Origin of the sequence: Bradyrhizobium sp. HKCCYLR20261 (assembly GCF_051168435.1) — a bacterium.
Classification (GTDB): Bacteria; Pseudomonadota; Alphaproteobacteria; order Rhizobiales; family Xanthobacteraceae; genus Bradyrhizobium.
The window spans coordinates 122,451-138,269 of sequence record NZ_JBNPUZ010000015.1 but is presented as its reverse complement, the minus strand read 5'-3'; the positions used below and the strand labels follow the sequence as shown (position 1 = coordinate 138,269).

General features: G+C 65.9%; 17 protein-coding genes. 8 read left to right on the top strand and 9 right to left on the bottom strand.

Features of this window, described 5'->3' with window-relative positions; genetic code table 11:
* Window positions 1-117 precede the first annotated feature (117 nt).
* Together ACQR1L_RS27480 and ACQR1L_RS27475 are read left to right on the top strand one after the other, a co-directional pair.
* Window positions 118-621 (top strand): CYTH domain-containing protein, encoded by a 504-nt coding sequence (locus ACQR1L_RS27480; RefSeq protein ID WP_434861041.1) that lies wholly within the window; start codon window positions 118-120, stop codon window positions 619-621.
* Window positions 622-729: 108 nt separating this feature from the next.
* On the top strand, window positions 730-2,223 hold the full coding sequence (locus ACQR1L_RS27475; protein ID WP_434861040.1) for an acetyl-CoA hydrolase/transferase family protein: 1,494 nt from the start codon (window positions 730-732) through the stop codon (window positions 2,221-2,223).
* An 18-nt stretch (window positions 2,224-2,241) separates the two neighbouring features.
* Here ACQR1L_RS27475 and ACQR1L_RS27470 read toward each other — a convergent pair whose 3' ends face one another.
* Both ACQR1L_RS27470 and ACQR1L_RS27465 read right to left on the bottom strand, forming a co-directional pair.
* Window positions 2,242-2,991, bottom strand: a complete 750-nt coding sequence (locus tag ACQR1L_RS27470; protein WP_434861071.1) for a hypothetical protein — start codon at window positions 2,989-2,991, stop codon at window positions 2,242-2,244.
* Between the two features lie 30 nt (window positions 2,992-3,021).
* Complete coding sequence (locus tag ACQR1L_RS27465) at window positions 3,022-3,210, bottom strand: hypothetical protein (RefSeq protein WP_315739858.1); 189 nt, start codon at window positions 3,208-3,210, stop codon at window positions 3,022-3,024.
* Window positions 3,211-3,598: 388 nt separating this feature from the next.
* On the opposite strand from ACQR1L_RS27465, the gene ACQR1L_RS27460 reads away from it, so the two are divergent.
* Window positions 3,599-4,549 (top strand): DUF2336 domain-containing protein, encoded by a 951-nt coding sequence (locus tag ACQR1L_RS27460; RefSeq protein WP_434861070.1) that lies wholly within the window; start codon window positions 3,599-3,601, stop codon window positions 4,547-4,549.
* A gap of 33 nt (window positions 4,550-4,582) precedes the next feature.
* Here ACQR1L_RS27460 and ACQR1L_RS27455 read toward each other — a convergent pair whose 3' ends face one another.
* Genes ACQR1L_RS27455 through ACQR1L_RS27445 form a run of 3 tightly spaced genes read right to left on the bottom strand, consistent with a single transcriptional unit; the run spans window position 4,583 to window position 7,434 of the window.
* Window positions 4,583-4,933: a DUF1491 family protein gene (locus ACQR1L_RS27455; RefSeq protein WP_434861039.1), complete on the bottom strand. Its 351-nt coding sequence runs from the start codon at window positions 4,931-4,933 to the stop codon at window positions 4,583-4,585.
* A gap of 55 nt (window positions 4,934-4,988) precedes the next feature.
* Window positions 4,989-5,678: a peptidoglycan-binding domain-containing protein gene (locus ACQR1L_RS27450; protein ID WP_434861038.1), complete on the bottom strand. Its 690-nt coding sequence runs from the start codon at window positions 5,676-5,678 to the stop codon at window positions 4,989-4,991.
* Entirely contained in the window at window positions 5,671-7,434 is a 1,764-nt protein-coding gene (locus ACQR1L_RS27445) for a PAS domain-containing sensor histidine kinase (RefSeq protein ID WP_434861037.1), read from the bottom strand. Before ACQR1L_RS27445 ends, ACQR1L_RS27450 begins: the two co-directional genes overlap by 8 nt.
* A 191-nt stretch (window positions 7,435-7,625) precedes the next feature.
* On the opposite strand from ACQR1L_RS27445, the gene ACQR1L_RS27440 reads away from it, so the two are divergent.
* The 3 genes from ACQR1L_RS27440 to ACQR1L_RS27430 all read left to right on the top strand — a co-directional run bounded on the left by ACQR1L_RS27440 (window position 7,626) and on the right by ACQR1L_RS27430 (window position 8,849).
* The gene (locus ACQR1L_RS27440; protein WP_434861036.1) at window positions 7,626-7,895 is read left to right on the top strand and encodes a hypothetical protein; all 270 of its coding nucleotides are present in this window, start codon (window positions 7,626-7,628) and stop codon (window positions 7,893-7,895) included.
* Window positions 7,895-8,350 carry a DUF5330 domain-containing protein gene (locus ACQR1L_RS27435; RefSeq protein WP_434861035.1) on the top strand — a complete coding sequence of 152 codons (456 nt, stop codon included), beginning with the start codon at window positions 7,895-7,897 and terminating at the stop codon, window positions 8,348-8,350. The genes ACQR1L_RS27440 and ACQR1L_RS27435 overlap by 1 nt, the downstream gene beginning before the upstream one ends.
* Before the next feature lie 73 nt (window positions 8,351-8,423).
* A complete protein-coding gene (locus ACQR1L_RS27430; RefSeq protein ID WP_434861034.1) occupies window positions 8,424-8,849 on the top strand; it encodes a SufE family protein in 426 nt (141 codons plus the stop codon).
* A gap of 11 nt (window positions 8,850-8,860) precedes the next feature.
* Here ACQR1L_RS27430 and ACQR1L_RS27425 read toward each other — a convergent pair whose 3' ends face one another.
* Window positions 8,861-9,277: a MucR family transcriptional regulator gene (locus ACQR1L_RS27425; protein ID WP_434861033.1), complete on the bottom strand. Its 417-nt coding sequence runs from the start codon at window positions 9,275-9,277 to the stop codon at window positions 8,861-8,863.
* Window positions 9,278-9,520: 243 nt separating this feature from the next.
* Window positions 9,521-10,483: a hypothetical protein gene (locus tag ACQR1L_RS27420; RefSeq protein ID WP_434861032.1), complete on the bottom strand. Its 963-nt coding sequence runs from the start codon at window positions 10,481-10,483 to the stop codon at window positions 9,521-9,523.
* Between the two features lie 444 nt (window positions 10,484-10,927).
* Here ACQR1L_RS27420 and ACQR1L_RS27415 point away from each other — a divergent pair, with 444 nt between their 5' ends.
* Window positions 10,928-12,580 (top strand): glycosyltransferase family 39 protein, encoded by a 1,653-nt coding sequence (locus ACQR1L_RS27415; protein ID WP_434861031.1) that lies wholly within the window; start codon window positions 10,928-10,930, stop codon window positions 12,578-12,580.
* A gap of 79 nt (window positions 12,581-12,659) precedes the next feature.
* Here ACQR1L_RS27415 and ACQR1L_RS27410 read toward each other — a convergent pair whose 3' ends face one another.
* On the bottom strand, window positions 12,660-14,051 hold the full coding sequence (locus ACQR1L_RS27410; RefSeq protein WP_434861030.1) for an NAD-dependent succinate-semialdehyde dehydrogenase: 1,392 nt from the start codon (window positions 14,049-14,051) through the stop codon (window positions 12,660-12,662).
* Window positions 14,052-14,368: 317 nt separating this feature from the next.
* On the opposite strand from ACQR1L_RS27410, the gene ACQR1L_RS27405 reads away from it, so the two are divergent.
* The gene (locus tag ACQR1L_RS27405; RefSeq protein WP_434861029.1) at window positions 14,369-15,148 is read left to right on the top strand and encodes a class II aldolase/adducin family protein; all 780 of its coding nucleotides are present in this window, start codon (window positions 14,369-14,371) and stop codon (window positions 15,146-15,148) included.
* Window positions 15,149-15,252: 104 nt separating this feature from the next.
* Here ACQR1L_RS27405 and ACQR1L_RS27400 read toward each other — a convergent pair whose 3' ends face one another.
* On the bottom strand, window positions 15,253-15,723 hold the full coding sequence (locus ACQR1L_RS27400) for a hypothetical protein (protein WP_434861028.1): 471 nt from the start codon (window positions 15,721-15,723) through the stop codon (window positions 15,253-15,255).
* Between the last annotated feature and the right edge of the window lie 96 nt (window positions 15,724-15,819).

Below are 15,819 nucleotides of genomic sequence, written 5' to 3'. Positions count from 1 at the left end.
GTTAGGCGGACGTTCGATCAATTCCACAACGGGCTCTTCATCCTTCGTGGCATAGTGTTTCTCCCGCTCCGTTGCTATGATGGTTCAGGACGGCGACGTTTCGCTCATCATCAGGTCATGCCCCTCGAAATCGAACGAAAGTTTCTCGTCAGGACCGACTCCTGGCGGGCTCAGGCGACGCACAGTGAACACCTTCGCGACGGGCTCGTCGCGCGCCAGGATGGCCTCAAGGTTCGCGTCCGCTGCTACGGCCATCGAACGACGCTGTGCGTGAAGAGCGGCCGCCGCGGTCTGTCACGCGAAGAGTTCGAATACGACATTCCACGTGATCATGCGGAAGCGATCTTCGCGCATTGCGAGGGGCGGATCCTGGAGAAGACGCGGCACTACGTGCCGGGCGAGAGCGGCATGTGGGAGGTCGACGTCTATCACGGCGAACTCGACGGCATCGTCATCGCCGAGATCGAGCTGCCGAGCGAAACCACTGTTGTGACCCTGCCCGACTGGGTCGGCGACGAGGTCACCGGCGATCCGCGCTACAGCAAGGCCAATCTGCTGAGCGAACGGTCACGCGCGAGCAAGGTGCGGGAGCTGCGTCGCGCGTGCGGTGCAGGTCTGTGATGCGCGCCTGCGCCGCCAGGCCTTGACCCGCATCAACGTGCCGGCGGAGAGCGCAGCTAGAGAGCGCGAGACTTGCGGTCTGAACGATCGCGCTTTGGAGCAGGCACGATGAGTTCATCGCAGGTGATGTCGCAGGCGCTGCGCGCCAAGATCATGTCGGCGGACGATGCCGCCGCGCAGGTCACGCCGGGCAGCCATGTCGGCATGAGCGGCTTCACCGGCTCGGGCTATCCGAAGGCCGTCCCGCTGGCGCTGGCGCGCCGCATCGAGGCTGCGCATGCGCGCGGCGAGCCGTTCCGCATCGGCGTCTGGACCGGCGCGTCGACGGCCCCCGAGCTCGACGGCGCCCTGGCGAAAGCCAACGGCATCGACCTGCGCCTGCCCTATCAGTCCGATCCGACGACGCGGCAGCGGATCAATGCCGGCAGCATGGAGTACATCGATCTCCATCTCAGCCATGTCGCGCAGTTCGTGTGGTTCGGCTTCCTCGGCCATCTCGACGTCGCCGTCATCGAATGCTCCGGCATCCTGCCCGACGGCCGCCTGATCCCGTCGACATCGATCGGCAACAACAAGACCTGGCTCGACCAGGCCGACCGCGTGATCATCGAGGTCAATTCGTGGATGAACCCGGCGCTGCTCGGGATGCACGACGTCTATTACGGCACGCGCCTGCCGCCGCATCGCAAGCCGATCCCGATCGTGGCGCCCGGCGATCGCATCGGCGAGACCACCTACCGCTGCGATCCGAGCAAGGTGATCGCCGTCGTCGAGACCCATGCGCCGGATCGCAACACCACCTTCACGCCACCGGACGAAGTCTCCGGCGCGATCGCCGGACATATCCTGGAGTTCTTCGCACATGAGGTGAAGCAGGGCCGGTTGCCGCACAATTTGCTGCCGCTACAATCCGGGGTGGGCAACGTCGCCAACGCAGTCATGGCGGGGCTGGACAATAGCCCGTTCCCGAATCTCACCGCCTATACCGAGGTGCTGCAAGACGGCATGCTGAACCTCATCCGCTCAGGGCGCATGGATCTGGCCTCGGCCACGGCGCTGTCGCTGAGCTCGGACGCAGCCGTACAGTTCAACCACGAGATCGAGTTCCTGCGCGATCGCATCGTGCTGCGGCCGCAGGAGATCTCGAACCATCCCGAAGTGATCCGCCGGCTCGGCGTGATCGCGATGAACGGCCTGATCGAGGCGGACATTTACGGCAACGTCAATTCCACGCATGTGCGCGGCAGCAGCATCATGAACGGCATCGGCGGCTCCGGCGACTTCGCCCGCAACGCCTATCTGTCGATCTTCATGACGCCGTCGACCGCGAAGAACGGCACCATCTCCTGCATCGTGCCGATGGTGACCCATGTCGACCACACCGAGCACGACGTGCAGATCCTGGTGACCGAGCATGGGCTCGCCGACCTGCGCGGCCTGTCGCCCAAGCAGCGCGCGCGCACCGTGATCGAAAAGGCGGCGCACGCCAAGTTCCGTCCGGCGCTGTCCGACTATTTCGAGCGGGCCTGCCGCGACTCCACCGGCAAGCACACGCCACATCTGCTCGAGGAAGCGTTCAGCCTGCTGCGGCCGGAATCATGACGACGGCTGGCCCGCGTATCAGCCCCGCGTCGTCAGCGGCCGCTGGATCAAGGGCCGCGCGGCGACGGGCGGATTGGCGGTCTGGGCGGCGAGCTCGTTGATCAGGCGATCGGCGTCTGCGGCCATGCCGTCGGGCGCCTGCAGCACCAAGCGCTCGAGCGCCCAGCGATAGGACGAGACACGCTGCTCCAGGCTGATCTGCACCCATTGCACGATCAGCGAGTTCTCCTGCATGCGCGCGACCGCATCGGCTTTCTCGCGTGGCGAGAGCTCGGTCATGTATTTCATGCTGGCATCGCGCTTGCGGTCGAGATCGATGACCCGGATCGCGGACGAAAAGAACGGCTCGAAGCGCGTGATGTCGTCGCGCACATCGTCGATCAGCTGCGCATAGCGCGAGGCATGCGACCGGTGCGGCTCGTCAATCAGCGCGCGGCCGTAGGCCGTGCGATCGAAAACGACCTTCTGGCGCCAGGGCGATGGCGACGGCTGATAGTCGCCGAACACGGCCTTCCAGGCGGGGCGCGAATGCGGCGGCTCGATCAGCGGATAAGCGAGGTCGCGCAGCTGGCGCTCGCCGTCGGTCAACTGGAACTGCGACGGCTTCACGCCCACGCTGGCGGTGGCCTCGGCCCCGATCCATTTGTGCATGTCGTCGTTGCGCATGTCGGCGCGGGTGCGGCCGAAATCACCACCGCTGCAGGCGCCGAGCAGCCCGCCCGAAAGAAGGAGTGCGACGGCCGGAGCGGCGCGCCGGACCCGAACCATCATGTCCGGCATTCCCATTCCCCTCGGAGATCAGCGGCGACGGCGGCGTCGGCTCGGTGCTGTGCCCTCGCGTGGCCCGCGATCGTCGGTCGTGGTCTCGCGCTCGATGCGAACGACGGGAAGAATCAGGATCGTTCCCATGCCCTCCTGCGGCGCGCCGGTCACGGCAGGCCGCGCGCGACGCGCAACGTCCGCCGGGAATTCAATGATGGTCGCCATGTCTACTCTCTTTCGTGCCCGAAGTTCTTACCCCCTGAAAACTCCCCATCGCCCGAACTTCGCAGGCAAGAGGGCACGCAGAACTGACAATCACGGATGCCGCTGCAAGCGGGCATTCGGCGCGGCGAAGATCAGGCTGATCGCGTGACGCGACCAAGGCGAGATCATCGAACGGATCGATTAAGATCAGGACGTGGTTAAGAGGATATTAATGCGCTGCAACGGAACACGGATTGCGTGCAGCCGCAGGCGATAAGGCAAGCCAGCGTTGCGCCTTTGTCTCACCGGGTAATTTCGGCCCATCTTCACCGGCTGTTTTCCTTAACGGGGCATTAAATCAACTCCGCTCTAATCGGCATAACGATTGCCGAAGTTGCGTACCCCCGACATGACACCATCATCGCTGTTCCCCGGCTTCGACGGGTTGCTCACGCTCTCGCGCCGCGAGGGCGTCGACATCAGGCCCACTCTGTTGCGCGTGCTGACCGATCTCTACGTCCAGGCGAGCGCGCATTCGGCGGACGAGGAGCGGCAGTTCGTCGAACTGGCCTCGCGCCTCGTCGATGATGTCGACGACGCAACCCGCGCGGCGGTGCGCGCGCGGCTCGCGATCTATCCGGCGACGCCGGTCGAGATCCTGAACAAGCTCGGCTTGCGTCCGCCGCAGAGCGAGCCGGCTCTGCCGCTGGCGGGCCCCATTCCCGCTGGGCTTCGAACACCCGCCGCGCCGCCGCGAGACGATGCGGCGTCGGGATTGTCGATGCAGCCGAAGGATGCCGCCGAACTCAGCGAGATGTTCATGCGCGCGGCCTCGCATGAGCGCATCGCCATCCTGCAGAATCTCGCCACCACGCCGCTGAAACCGGCCGCGCCGACGCCGCTGCACCGCGCGGTGCATGCGATCGAGGCGCTGGAGATGGCGGCGTTCAACGCCGACGTCGAGACGTTCACGACCGAGCTCGGCGAGAGCCTGATCCTGCCGTCGCGCATGACCCACGACGTGGTCAACGATCTCAACGGCGAGCCGCTGGCCTGCGCGCTGAAGGCGCTGGGCATGCCGGCGCCGGTGTTCGAGCGCGTGCTGCTGTTCCTCAAGCCCGAGATGGGCCAGTCCGTCCACACCGTGTTTCGGCTGTCACGCTTCTACGAGCGGCTGAGCGAGCGCGCCGCGCTGATCATGCTGGCGGCGTGGCGCGGCTCGGGCATGGCCGCGATCAGGGCCAAGCATCGCGCGATGCTGTATGACGACGAACGTCAGAGTGCCCGCGCGGGCGCAGCGCGGCCCGGCGTTTCGACGCGGCCGATCGTGCGCACCGGCACCGACGGCTTCAAGCGCTGAAGCGCTCGTCCATCTCGGTCGTCCTGGATTGTATCAGGGGCGCTCGCGCACGAGATCGAGGAAGTGCCGGCCCTGCCGGTCCTCGGTCTCGATGATCCAGACGTCGGGATCGAAGCGCAGCTCCTTCACGAGGCGCTCCTCGATCTCGGTCTCGGCAACCGGCCGCGGCGCAATCGGCACGAAGTAGCGGTCGACCGGACGGCTGTCGTCATACACCGTCTGCGGCGCCGGCGCGTAGAGCTGCGCGGTGCCGTCCATCAGCGCGACCTTGACGAACACCGCGCCCGCCTCTTCGGCGCCGCGGTGACGGATCGCGCTGAACGCGCCCGCCGACTGGCAGCGGCGCAGATAGGCGCTCACCCAGATGCTGGTCTTCAATCGCATGAGAATTCAACGCAGGTGCAAGCGCGCTGCACGTCGCAGCCAGCGGACCCCTGCTCTATTCGATCGGATGACCGATGACAATCGCCAGCTCGCGCACCAGGCGATCCGAGACCTGGCCGGTCACCGGCAGCTTGCGCTCGCGCTCGAACTTCTGGATGGCGGCCTGCGTATCGGAGCCGATCATTCCAGTCGGCTTCAGTTGGCCATAGCCGTATTCGGTCAGCGCACGTTGGACCGCGGCGATACGGCGCGCGTTGCCACCCTGCTGTGTCGGCTGCGGGCGCGGGACGTTGCCCTGGCCGCCGCTGACGGATCTCACGAGATCGGCCAGCGGATCGGCATATTTCTGATCCGAACGCGTCTCCGCCGTCCGCTGGTCCACGACCTTCGGCTCCGCCACGCGTGTCTCGGCGGGACGCGTCTCGATCACCTTGGGATCGAGCGGCGATATGTCCATCGGCCGCGGGCGCGGCAGCGGGTTGGACGTCACCAGATTCGGCGGAATCGTGACGATGGAACCGAACATCGGCGCCGGATGCGGCCCCGACTGCAGGAACACGGCATTGACGATGATCGCGCTGGCCGCGGCACAGGCCAGCAGCCCCGCAAACAGGTCCTTCGGGCTGTAGAGCATCGCGCGCATCAGCCAGCCCCGCTCATCGGCGGCTTCGACAACGGCAGCAGCGGCGGCGCGCTTGCGACGGCGCGGCGGCGCCTGATCATCCTCTGCGGCTCGTCTAGGCACTCTTCTTCACCTGCATGACCTGCCCTTGCTGGGCGGAGCGTGAGGGTGACAGCGGCGTGATGGTGGCGCCGGCATTGGCCTCGGCCACACAGTTGATCGGCAGCGCGATCGTGACCGTCGTCCCCTCGTCGATCTTGCTTTCTATCGACATTTCGCCGCCGTGCAAGGTCACGAGGCTCTTGACGATCGACAGGCCGAGTCCGGTTCCCTCGTGACGGCGCTGATAGGTCTTGCCGGCCTGGAAGAAGGGATCGCCGATGCGCTTGAGATCATCGGCGGCGATGCCGACGCCGGTATCGGTGATTCGCAGCCGCAGGCGCGTGGCATCGATGCCGGCAGACACGGTGACGCGTCCGCCGCGCTCGGTGAACTTGATGGCGTTGGACACCAGGTTGAGCACGATCTGCTTGAACGCGCGCGGATCACCGGTGATGACGGGCAGATCCTGCGGCACGTCGGCCGAGAGATCGATGCCGTTCTCGCGCGCGCGCAGCGCCAGCAGATTGCAGCAATTGATCAGCGCGGCACGCGGCGCGAACGGCTCCGGCGTCAGCTCGAAATTGCCGGACTCCATCTTCGACATGTCGAGGATGCCGTTCACGACCGACAGCAGATGCTGGCCGGAATCATTGATGAGCTGCGCGTATTCGCGGCGGCGCGCGGCGTTGAGCACCAGCACCTGCTCCTGCATCAGCATTTCCGAGAAGCCGATGATGGCGTTGAGCGGCGTGCGCAGCTCGTGACTCATCGTCGCCAGGAAGCGCGTCTTGGCGGCGTCGGCGCGCTCGGCCGCGCTGCGCGCGAGCTCCAGCGCCTGCTCCTGCAGCTTGCGATCCGTGACGTCGCGCATGACGGCGACGACATCCTGCTCCGATCCTTCAGGCGCCGGGCCGGTGCGATCGAGCGGCCGACAGCGCATCTCGACCCAGATGAAATCGACGGGCTGATGGGCGACCCGTCCCTCACCGGGCGCATCGCGACGCAGACGGAACTCGACGCTCGAGGCTTCGCTGCCGCCGGCGGCCTGCGACAAGGCCGTGAGATAGGCCGGACGGTCCGCGACGTGAACGCGCTCGAACAGGCCATGCCCCTGCAACTGCCCGACCGGCGCACCGATCAGCGTCTCGGCCGCGGGTGAAATGAACATGACGGCGCCGTTGCGGCGATGACGGGAGATCACGTCGCTCATGTTGCGCGCGAGCAGCCGGTAGCGCTCCTCCTCCATCGACAGCAGCGTCACGCTGGTGCGTGCGAGCGTGTCGGCGGCAAAGGCGAGCACGGCGGCATAGAGCGTCGCGGAGGCAACGCCGAAGGCGAGCAGCGCGCTGCGCAGGGCCGGATTCGTTTCCGGCTTCGGCAGCCAGCCGAAATGACCGATGAGGATCAGGAGCAGCGCGCAGGACAGCGCGAGCGCTGCGGAAAACACCACGACGCGGCGCGACGCGGAGAACGAGGCCTCGAGCGGCACCACGATCAGCCAGACTGCGGCAAACGACTCGATGCCGCCGGTCTCGATCGCCACCGCCATGATCAGTGCGGACAGCGCCAGCGAGGACAGCGCGCACGCGCTCTCATAGCGGCCGGTGCGCGACAGATACCAGGACAGCAGGATGGGCGCGATCAGCCAGGCCAGCGCGCCGACCTCGAGCGCGCTCGGCGCGCCGCGCATCGCGAGATAGGCCGGAAACACGGCGAAGGCCGCGAGGCTGCCGAGCAGGCGCGGCGCGATGAAGGCGCGATGACGCGCGCGCGTCATCGCATCAGTTCGAGCCGATGGATGCAGCAACGCATCGAGACAATCGCGGATGATACTCAACACACTCACGGCTCTCGCGCCTCGGCCTATCGGTCGTTCTCAACATGAGAGAGAACGCGCCGGGACGCCCCCTGTCGTCGGAAGTCACCGTGTCAGACTCGCATTAAGCGAACGCTAAGGGCCAGACTGCGGTGAGCCCGGCATTCGGCCGGGATGGTGAATGCATCGTTTCCGGCCGCGCCCACGGTTGCGAAAGCGCCGCGATCTACAGCCAGTTGCATTTGGCAATCAGCGCGCGCCAACACAAAATTTACGCCGAAAAAAGTTCGGGCTGCGCCTTCGCGAATTCTCAACCAATTAAGCCCAATGCAAGCAGTGGCGACATAGAACACGTCTGCGGCGATCTCGGTTGCGCGGTTGAGGACCGCTACGGGATCGACAGCACTGTCGGGGTTGCGTGATGTTCTTTCTGCTTCGCATGGCATTCTGGCTCGGGCTCGTGCTGGTGCTGCTGCCGCGCGAGAAGAGCCCTGACACCGACAAGCTGCCGCAGATCAATGCGCACGAAGCCGTGCAGGCCGCGACGGCTGCGGTCTCCGACATGAGTCAGTTCTGCAAGCGGCAGCCGCAGGCCTGCGAGGTCGGCGGCCAGGCCGCGACCGTGATCGGTCACCGCGCCCAGGAAGGCGCGCGCAAGATCTATCAGATCATCACCGACAAGCCCGAGACCACGGAGAAGCCGGGCGACAAGTTCATCGGTCCGGTGAAGCCCGCAAGCCTCGACAAGCGCGGCAACGATCATACCGGGTCGATCGATGCGCCCGTGGCCGAGGAGGTTCCGAGCAACGAGGCCCCGGCGGACACGCTGTCGTCGGACGATCTCACGGCCGAATGGCAGCTGCCGCCTGCGCCCTGATCGGCGGAACCAGCTGTCGCTTTCGTCGTCCCGAGCGCCTATATGAGGGCTGTTTCCGGGACCGAAGAGCACCATGACCATCGACGAGATCCGCGACAATTTCGCCCTGCTGGACGATTGGGACGACCGCTACCGCTACGTGATCGAGCTCGGCCGCACGCTCGCGCCGATGCCGGAGGACGAGCACTCCGCCGCCAACAAGGTTCAGGGCTGCGCGAGCCAGGTCTGGCTCTCAAAGCACGTCGACGACAAGAGCGCCGTGCCGGTGCTGAACTATCTCGGCGACAGCGACGCGCACATTGTCCGCGGCCTGATCGCCATCCTGCTCACACTGTATTCGGGGCGGACGCCGCAGGAGATCCTGACCATCGATGCGCCGGCCGTGTTCGATGAACTCGGGTTCCGCGAGCACCTCACGCCGCAGCGCTCGAACGGCCTGCGCTCGATGGTGGAGCGAATCCGGTCAGACGCGCGCGAGGCACTCGCCGCCGCGTCTTGAGCGTCGCGGAACTACTTTTCGCGTTCGGGACGCTGCTGGCCGAGGCCCATCTTCTTGGCGAGCTGCGAACGCGTCACCGCGTAGTTCGGCGCCACCATCGGATAGTCCGCCGGCAGGTTCCATTTGTCGCGGTACTGCTCGGGGGTCATGTTGTACTGCGTGCGCAGATGCCGGCGCAGCGACTTGAAGCGCTTGCCGTCCTCGAGACACACCAGATAGTCCGGGTGGATCGACTTCTTCACCGGTACCGCAGGCCTTGCCGGTTCTGGCGCCGGCTCGCTGCGCCCGGCCGCCACGCGGGTCAGCGCCGCGTGCACCTGGCTGATCAGCGACGGAATTTCCGCTGCCGGCGTCGGATTGTTGCTGAGATAGGCCGAGACGATGTCGGCCGTCAGATCGATAAAGCTTTTGCCGGCGCCGTCTGTCATCGCAATCTCACCCCCCGCTCCCACCCGTTGCCGCTGATGGCAATTGCCACCCCGCCCAGGGTCACCCCCAATGATGACCCGCCAAGTATCACTTGCGCGGAGTGACGGCGTTGTTCAGCGATTCTGCAACCAATATGGGCGAATGACTGGCAAAATGACAAGATAGTGAGGACTTCTTCTTGGGAAGTCTGTCACCATCCAAGTAATGTGTCCTGTATGCCAGAGGGGATCAACCCGGGCGTGTCAGGAGCGGCCTTCGAGGTGAGTGCGCAGCTCGTCGATCGAAGCGAAGCGCATCATGCCCTCGGGCATCTGCGCCTCGATCGAGCCGTCCGAATAGAGTGAGTAGGCCATCCCGTCCACGACGCCCGACTTGATGATGCTGACGGCCGGCGCGTCCAGATCCTGCGGCTCGGGTGGCGGAGGTGGCGCCGGCTCTGGCTCGACGAAGGCCGGCGCGGCGCGGGCCAGCCGCCGCGGGAAAGGCGGACGCGACGGCTCCGCGCTGCGCGTTCGCTCCGGTCGCGACCAGCTGTCCTGGAAAGGCGGGCTTGGTTCAGCAGCAGCCGGCTCCTCCGGCGGAAGCGACGGCGGTTCATTCAGCGGCGGCGATCGGAAATCCGTCGGCATCGGCTCGGCACCGCGCCGTTCCGCCCGTTCGCGCTCTCGCTCGCGGCGAGACGACGAGGCGAACAGCAGGTTGCGCCTCGGCCGCTCGGCAGGCTCCGCGGCCGCCTCGCCCGCCGGTTCGGTTTCGGCGGCACGCAGGGTGGCGGACAGCGGCGGCGGCGGAGACGCAGGCAGTGACGACAGTGGCGACGACGCCAGTCCCGAGGACAAGGGTGACGACAGGTCGGGCATGCGGGGACGAGGCCGGGGCGAGCCCCCTTCCCGCCAGACGTCCTCGCTCGGAAGCACCGGGGGCGGGTCGAGGTCGTCGGCCTTGGTGCCGGCGCCGGGAAGCTGCAGAGGCCGCGAGTCGGCATCCGATGCAAGGCGCTGCTGCCGCAGGCGGGCAGAGATGATCTTCAGTTCGCCGAGGACAGCCGCCATCGCAAACAGGATCAGTCCGCTGCACACGCCAAGAGTCCCGGACAGGATCAGCGTGCTGCCGACGCTGAACTCCTTGAACGGGATTCCATAGGCGATCGCCCCGAGCCCGGCCAACACGGCGAGCGCACCAGCGACCAACATAGCACTCATCATTCGAACCTATCCCCTAATGCGCCGGTTCCGGACCGGGTCCCGACCGAAATCACATTAGATAGCCTGCGGTTGCACGCGCCCCTGAATCCGGTTTCTAGTCCAAATCCGCGACAATTTGCAGCAGAAGTTCGACCAAGAGCCTCGGGCCCTGTTCGGCACCCAATTGCGCCTGCCACGGTTTCGCCATATTACACCCTTGCCAACCATCGGCATTCATTGAAGTTCCCCCGGGTTTTCCCTGTCTCCGTGGTTCAGCGGGCGTTCATTTGGCTGTGCCAGTATGGCGCGAAGCAGCCGGAATTCGGGTCTTCGCTGCACTGCGATGGAAGCGTGAAGCTCAACTTTCCAACACCTCGGGAACCGGGACGCGCTATACGCAGGCGGGGAACACAGGCCTGAAGCGCGGAAGCGGGGTCGTTAGGGGACGCCGGGTCACTATCAGCCATGACAACGATAACCACTTCGGTCCTCGAGACGCCCACGCGGCGGTCGCTCGAGCGGACCTATGACGATCTCGCGATGCTCGTGCTCGCCGCAGTCGCGGTGGTGGCCGGGCTGACCTTCCGCGATTATGGCCTCGGCTGGGACGACTACACCCATGCCGAATATGCCGATCTGTTGCTGCGCATGTACGGTTCCGGGTTCAGGGACCAGGCGGCGCTGTCGTTCGCCAATCTCTATATGTACGGCGGCGGCTTCGACATGGTTGCAGCGCTGCTGCACAAGATCCTGCCGCTGGAATTGTTCGAGACCCGCCGGCTGGTCGGCGCCATCGTCGGGCTGATCGGCCTTGGCGTGACCTGGCGGCTGGCGCGCCGCATCGGTGGCCCGGTCGCCGGCCTTGCCGCCCTGCTGCTGCTGGCGCTCTGCCCGATCTTCTACGGCCACATGTTCATGAACCCGAAGGACGCCCCCTTCGCGGTCGCCATGGTCGTGCTGCTGATGGGCCTCGTGCGTCTCGCCGAGGAGTATCCCTACCCCTCGCCGCGCACCATCCTGATCCTCGGCCTGGGCGCTGGCTTCGCGATCGGCTCGCGCATCCTGGGCGGCATGGCCGTGGTCTACGCCATGGTCGGCTTCATGCCGCTGTTCCTGGAGGAATACCGTACCCAGGGGCCGCGTGAGGCGGTCCGCCGCTTCGCCCATTTGCTCTATGTGCTGATCCCGGGCCTGATCCTGGGCTACCTGATCATGGGGCTGATCTGGCCGTGGTCGATCCTCGAACCGGCCAATCCGTTCCGCGCTCTGACCTACTTCTCGCACTTCTTCGAGAAGCCGTGGAAGGAGATGTTCGACGGCGCGCTGGTGTCGGTGCCGGACATGCCCTGGTCGTATCTGCCGACCCTGTTCGCGCTGCAGCTGCCCGAGCTGATGATCGCGCTGTTCGTCGCCGGCGCCGTCGCCTCGATCATGTCGCTGTCGCGGCCGGACATGCCGGCCCGCCAGAAGAGCATCCTGCTGATGCTCACGCTCGCGGCGACGCTGCCGATCCTGATCGCGATCGTCAAACGCCCGGCGCTGTACAACGGCATTCGCCACTTCGTGTTCGTGATCCCGCCGATGGCGCTGCTCGGCGGCGTCGCGTTCTCCTGGCTGCTGTCCTGGCTCAACAATGACGAGCGCCGCAGCTGGCAGCCGGTGGCGATCGCCGCCTTCTGCTTCGGATTGCTGCTGCCGCTGGCGGAGATGATCCGGCTGCATCCCTACCAGTACACGCATTTCAACTTCATCGCCGGCACCGTGCGCGAGGCCGACACGCGTTTCATGCTCGACTATTGGGGCCTGGCGCTGAAGCAGGCCTCGGACGGGCTCAAGGAGCAGCTCGACGAGCGCCAGGAGGTGCCGCCGATCGGGCACAAATGGAAGGTCGCGGTGTGCGGCCCGCAGCGCCCCGCCCAGGTCGCGCTCGGCCCCGATTTCACGATCGGCTGGGACAGCCACGCGGCCGACTTCGCCATGACGCTCGGCGAGTTCTACTGCAAGGGACTGACCGCCCCGGTGATGGTCGAGATCAAGCGCGACGACGTCGTGTTCGCCCGGGTCTACGACATCCGCGGCCGCAGCATCTCCAGCCTGCTGTCGATCCCGGCGCCCTAGCCCACAGACGAAAGTGACCAGGCGACCGCCCCGATGACGGACGATCGCCTTGGCCGTATTGCTTCAGACCACGCACCGCTCAGAAGTGTGCATCGATGTCGACGACGCCGATCAGCTTCTGGTTGACGAACTCCTTGAGACCCAGCCCGATCAACTCGCGGCCATAGCCCGATCGCCGGATGCCACCAAACGGCAGATCGGCCTCGACCTTGGTCGGATGGTTCACGAACACCATGCCTGTCGAGATCCGCTTGGCGAGCTCGGCGCCATGGGCCGGATTGCCGGTGAACACGGACCCGCCGAGCCCGAACGGCGAATCATTGGCGATGCGGACCGCATCATCCTCGTCCTTCGCCCGGAACAGCATCGACACCGGGCCGAAGAACTCCCAATGACGCGCCGGATTGTCCGCAGCGACGTCCGTGAGGATCGTCGGCTGCACGAACGCACCGCGATTTGGCACGGGCGGACCGACCTCCTCGGCCGTGGCGCCGAACTGAACGGCGGCCCTGATCTTTTCCTTCACCTCGTCGGCAGCGCCCTGCGAGGACAGCGGCGCCAGCGTCGTCCTCGGATCGAACGGATCGCCCGCCACCAGGCCAGCGACACCCTGGCGATACCTGCCGAGAAAATCGTCGTAGATCGGATCGACCAGGATCATGCGCTTGGACGAGACGCAGACCTGGCCGCCATTCCAGTGGCGTCCGAACACGGCCCATCGCGTGGTCTTCTCGAGGTCGGCATCCGCGAGCACGATGAAGGCGTCGGCGCCGCCGAGCTCCATGGTCGATTTCTTCAGGGCCTTGCCGGCCTGCGCGGCAACCACCGCGCCCGCACCCTCCGAGCCCGTCAGCGCCACGCCGTGAACCCTGTCGTCATTGAGAATGAGCTCGACCTGCGATCGGCTGGCATAGAGGTTCTGGAACGCGCCGCGCGGCAACCCGGCCTCGGCCATCAGCTTCTCGAACGCAGCCGCCGATTGCGGGACGTTCGAGGCATGCTTCAGAAGCAGCGTGTTGCCGGCCGACAGCTGCGGCGCCAGGATGCGCGCGATCTGATAATAGGGAAAGTTCCACGGCTCGATCGCCAGGAGAACCCCGAGCGGCTCACAGACCAGGACGGCCTCGCCTTCGGCCGGATCGAGCACCGGGAGCTTCTCCGGGGCCAGCAGCGCCTCGGCATGGCGCGTGTAGTATTCGAGGATCTTCGCCGACAGCTCGACCTCTGCCTTGGCTTCGCCGAACAGCTTGCCCATTTCCAGCGTCAGCAGCCGCGCATAGGCCTCGCTGTCGCGGCGCAGGATGTCTGCCGCGGCCTGCAATATCCGGCCGCGCTCGGCGAACGACGTCTGCCGCCAGGCGAGAAACGCCTCGTGCGCGGCGCTGATCGCCGCGCGCACCTCATCATCGGTCGCATCCGGAAATGAGGCGAGTGTTTCCCCCGTATAGGGATTGATGGTCTGGTAGGTCATGGTCGTTCTCCGTGGCGCCCTCGCCCGCTACACATGCGTGCTGCGGCGGACGCCCGCGGGAGCCCCCGGAAGCCACGGCATGAGCATGTCCGGCCTACCTAGCTGTGCAGAAATTATGCATCTTGATGGGCATCAACAGGAGCGTCCCCCTAACGCGACCGTGATGATGGAGCGCCGGTCCGGGCCGGCGGCAGCATGCCCCGTCATGCAGAGGCAAACGGCCGCGAAGCGCGCATGGCGGCCCTCTGGCTACGCGACTTGCCGGAGTCACTCGGGCCGCCTAGGCTTCGACGATGATTTCGAGAGCGGGAAATGCCATGTCGCCAGCCGAAGCGCGCCTGAAGGAAGTGCCCTCCAACATGACGGAAGCGGAGTGGTCGCAGCGGGTCAACCTCGCCGCCGCCTATCGCCTGGTGGCGATGTTCGGCTGGGATGATCTGGTCGACACTCACATCTCGGCCCGCGTGCCCGGCCCGGAGCATCACTTTCTGATCAACCCCTACGGCCTGCTGTTCGAGGAAATCACGGCGTCCAGCCTGATCAAGGTCGACCTTTACGGCAACCAGCTCTCCGAGAGCGAATACAGCATCAACCCCGCCGGCTTCACCATTCATTCGGCGATCCACGAGGTGCGCGAGGACGCCGGCTGCGTGATCCATCTGCACACGCTCGACGGCGTCGCGGTGTCGAGCTGCGCCGACGGGTTGCTGCCGCTGAACCAGATCGCGCAATACGTCACCCACGACCTCGCCTATCACGACTATGAAGGCGTGGCGCTGGACCATGACGAGCGCCCGCGGCTGCAGCGCGATCTCGGCACCAAGAACCACATGCTGCTGCGCAATCATGGCACGCTGACCGTCGGCCGCTCGGTCGCCTCCGCGTTCGAGCGCATGTACCACCTCGAACGCGCCTGCTCGATCCAGGTGCGCACCCGCACCCTGGGGCCTGCGGCCTATCCGGTGCGCGAGGAGGTCGTCGACAAGAACGCCAAGCTGTTCGACAACGAGGATCGGATCGAGCTCCGCTCCAACAAGCTGGTCTGGCCGCCGCTGCTGCGCCGGCTCGACCGGGTCAACCCAGGCTACCGGAATTGATTTTCGCGGGGTGATGGGCTATCAACGCGCCATCACCCTCTACGCTATCTTGAGTGAAACGCCGTCCAATTCCGGGCGGCGTTTTTGCGTCCGGGGTCCTGGCATCAGTCGGCGCTGCATTCGATCTTGCCCTGCACCTCCCGCCGGGTGCCCGCCTTGTCGTCCGGCAGAGTGGCGATGAGTTGGTATTGTCCGCGATACGGCGCATCGTCGCCACGGGCACGACGGGTCTTGATGATCAGGACCAGCTCGGGCGAAGGCTCCTTACCCTCCTTCATCCAGCTCACGGCGAGCCTGATCTCCCGATCGTCGGACCAGGACTGGGTCAGATGCCCGGCCTCGAAGCTGACCCGGCGGACGGCCTGCGGCATCCAGGACATCTTGAACTCGGCTTCGCCGCCGAACCCGCTAATCCCGCTGCCGATCGAACGTCCGGCCGAGCCGTGCAATTCGACGTCGATGGCCTTGTCCTTGGCGTAGCAGATCACCGTGCTGCTGGCGCGTGCCGACACGGTCGCACCAACGACAAGCATCGCAGCAAGGGCGATGCTCACGCCCCGTCCAGTCACGGCCATTCCAAACATCCTCGAGGCTCGATTGCATACCGTGCATTGGTCGTCGGATGGCGGCGTCCGGTTTGACGGACAATCAGGCAGCGCCAGACGACAAAC

What these genes read in the sequence shown, in the direction of transcription:
- ACQR1L_RS27460 (WP_434861070.1), top strand. Translation starts at nt 3,599, where the DNA reads ATGACACCATCATCGCTGTTCCCCGGCTTCGACGGGTTGCTCACGCTC.
- ACQR1L_RS27475 (WP_434861040.1), top strand. Translation starts at nt 730, where the DNA reads ATGAGTTCATCGCAGGTGATGTCGCAGGCGCTGCGCGCCAAGATCATG.
- ACQR1L_RS27470 (WP_434861071.1), bottom strand. Translation starts at nt 2,991, where the DNA reads ATGGTTCGGGTCCGGCGCGCCGCTCCGGCCGTCGCACTCCTTCTTTCG.
- ACQR1L_RS27400 (WP_434861028.1), bottom strand. Translation starts at nt 15,723, where the DNA reads ATGGCCGTGACTGGACGGGGCGTGAGCATCGCCCTTGCTGCGATGCTT.
- ACQR1L_RS27435 (WP_434861035.1), top strand. Translation starts at nt 7,895, where the DNA reads ATGTTCTTTCTGCTTCGCATGGCATTCTGGCTCGGGCTCGTGCTGGTG.
- ACQR1L_RS27425 (WP_434861033.1), bottom strand. Translation starts at nt 9,277, where the DNA reads ATGACAGACGGCGCCGGCAAAAGCTTTATCGATCTGACGGCCGACATC.
- ACQR1L_RS27445 (WP_434861037.1), bottom strand. Translation starts at nt 7,434, where the DNA reads ATGACGCGCGCGCGTCATCGCGCCTTCATCGCGCCGCGCCTGCTCGGC.
- ACQR1L_RS27430 (WP_434861034.1), top strand. Translation starts at nt 8,424, where the DNA reads ATGACCATCGACGAGATCCGCGACAATTTCGCCCTGCTGGACGATTGG.
- ACQR1L_RS27420 (WP_434861032.1), bottom strand. Translation starts at nt 10,483, where the DNA reads ATGATGAGTGCTATGTTGGTCGCTGGTGCGCTCGCCGTGTTGGCCGGG.
- ACQR1L_RS27410 (WP_434861030.1), bottom strand. Translation starts at nt 14,051, where the DNA reads ATGACCTACCAGACCATCAATCCCTATACGGGGGAAACACTCGCCTCA.
- ACQR1L_RS27455 (WP_434861039.1), bottom strand. Translation starts at nt 4,933, where the DNA reads ATGCGATTGAAGACCAGCATCTGGGTGAGCGCCTATCTGCGCCGCTGC.
- ACQR1L_RS27415 (WP_434861031.1), top strand. Translation starts at nt 10,928, where the DNA reads ATGACAACGATAACCACTTCGGTCCTCGAGACGCCCACGCGGCGGTCG.
- ACQR1L_RS27480 (WP_434861041.1), top strand. Translation starts at nt 118, where the DNA reads ATGCCCCTCGAAATCGAACGAAAGTTTCTCGTCAGGACCGACTCCTGG.
- ACQR1L_RS27405 (WP_434861029.1), top strand. Translation starts at nt 14,369, where the DNA reads ATGTCGCCAGCCGAAGCGCGCCTGAAGGAAGTGCCCTCCAACATGACG.
- ACQR1L_RS27465 (WP_315739858.1), bottom strand. Translation starts at nt 3,210, where the DNA reads ATGGCGACCATCATTGAATTCCCGGCGGACGTTGCGCGTCGCGCGCGG.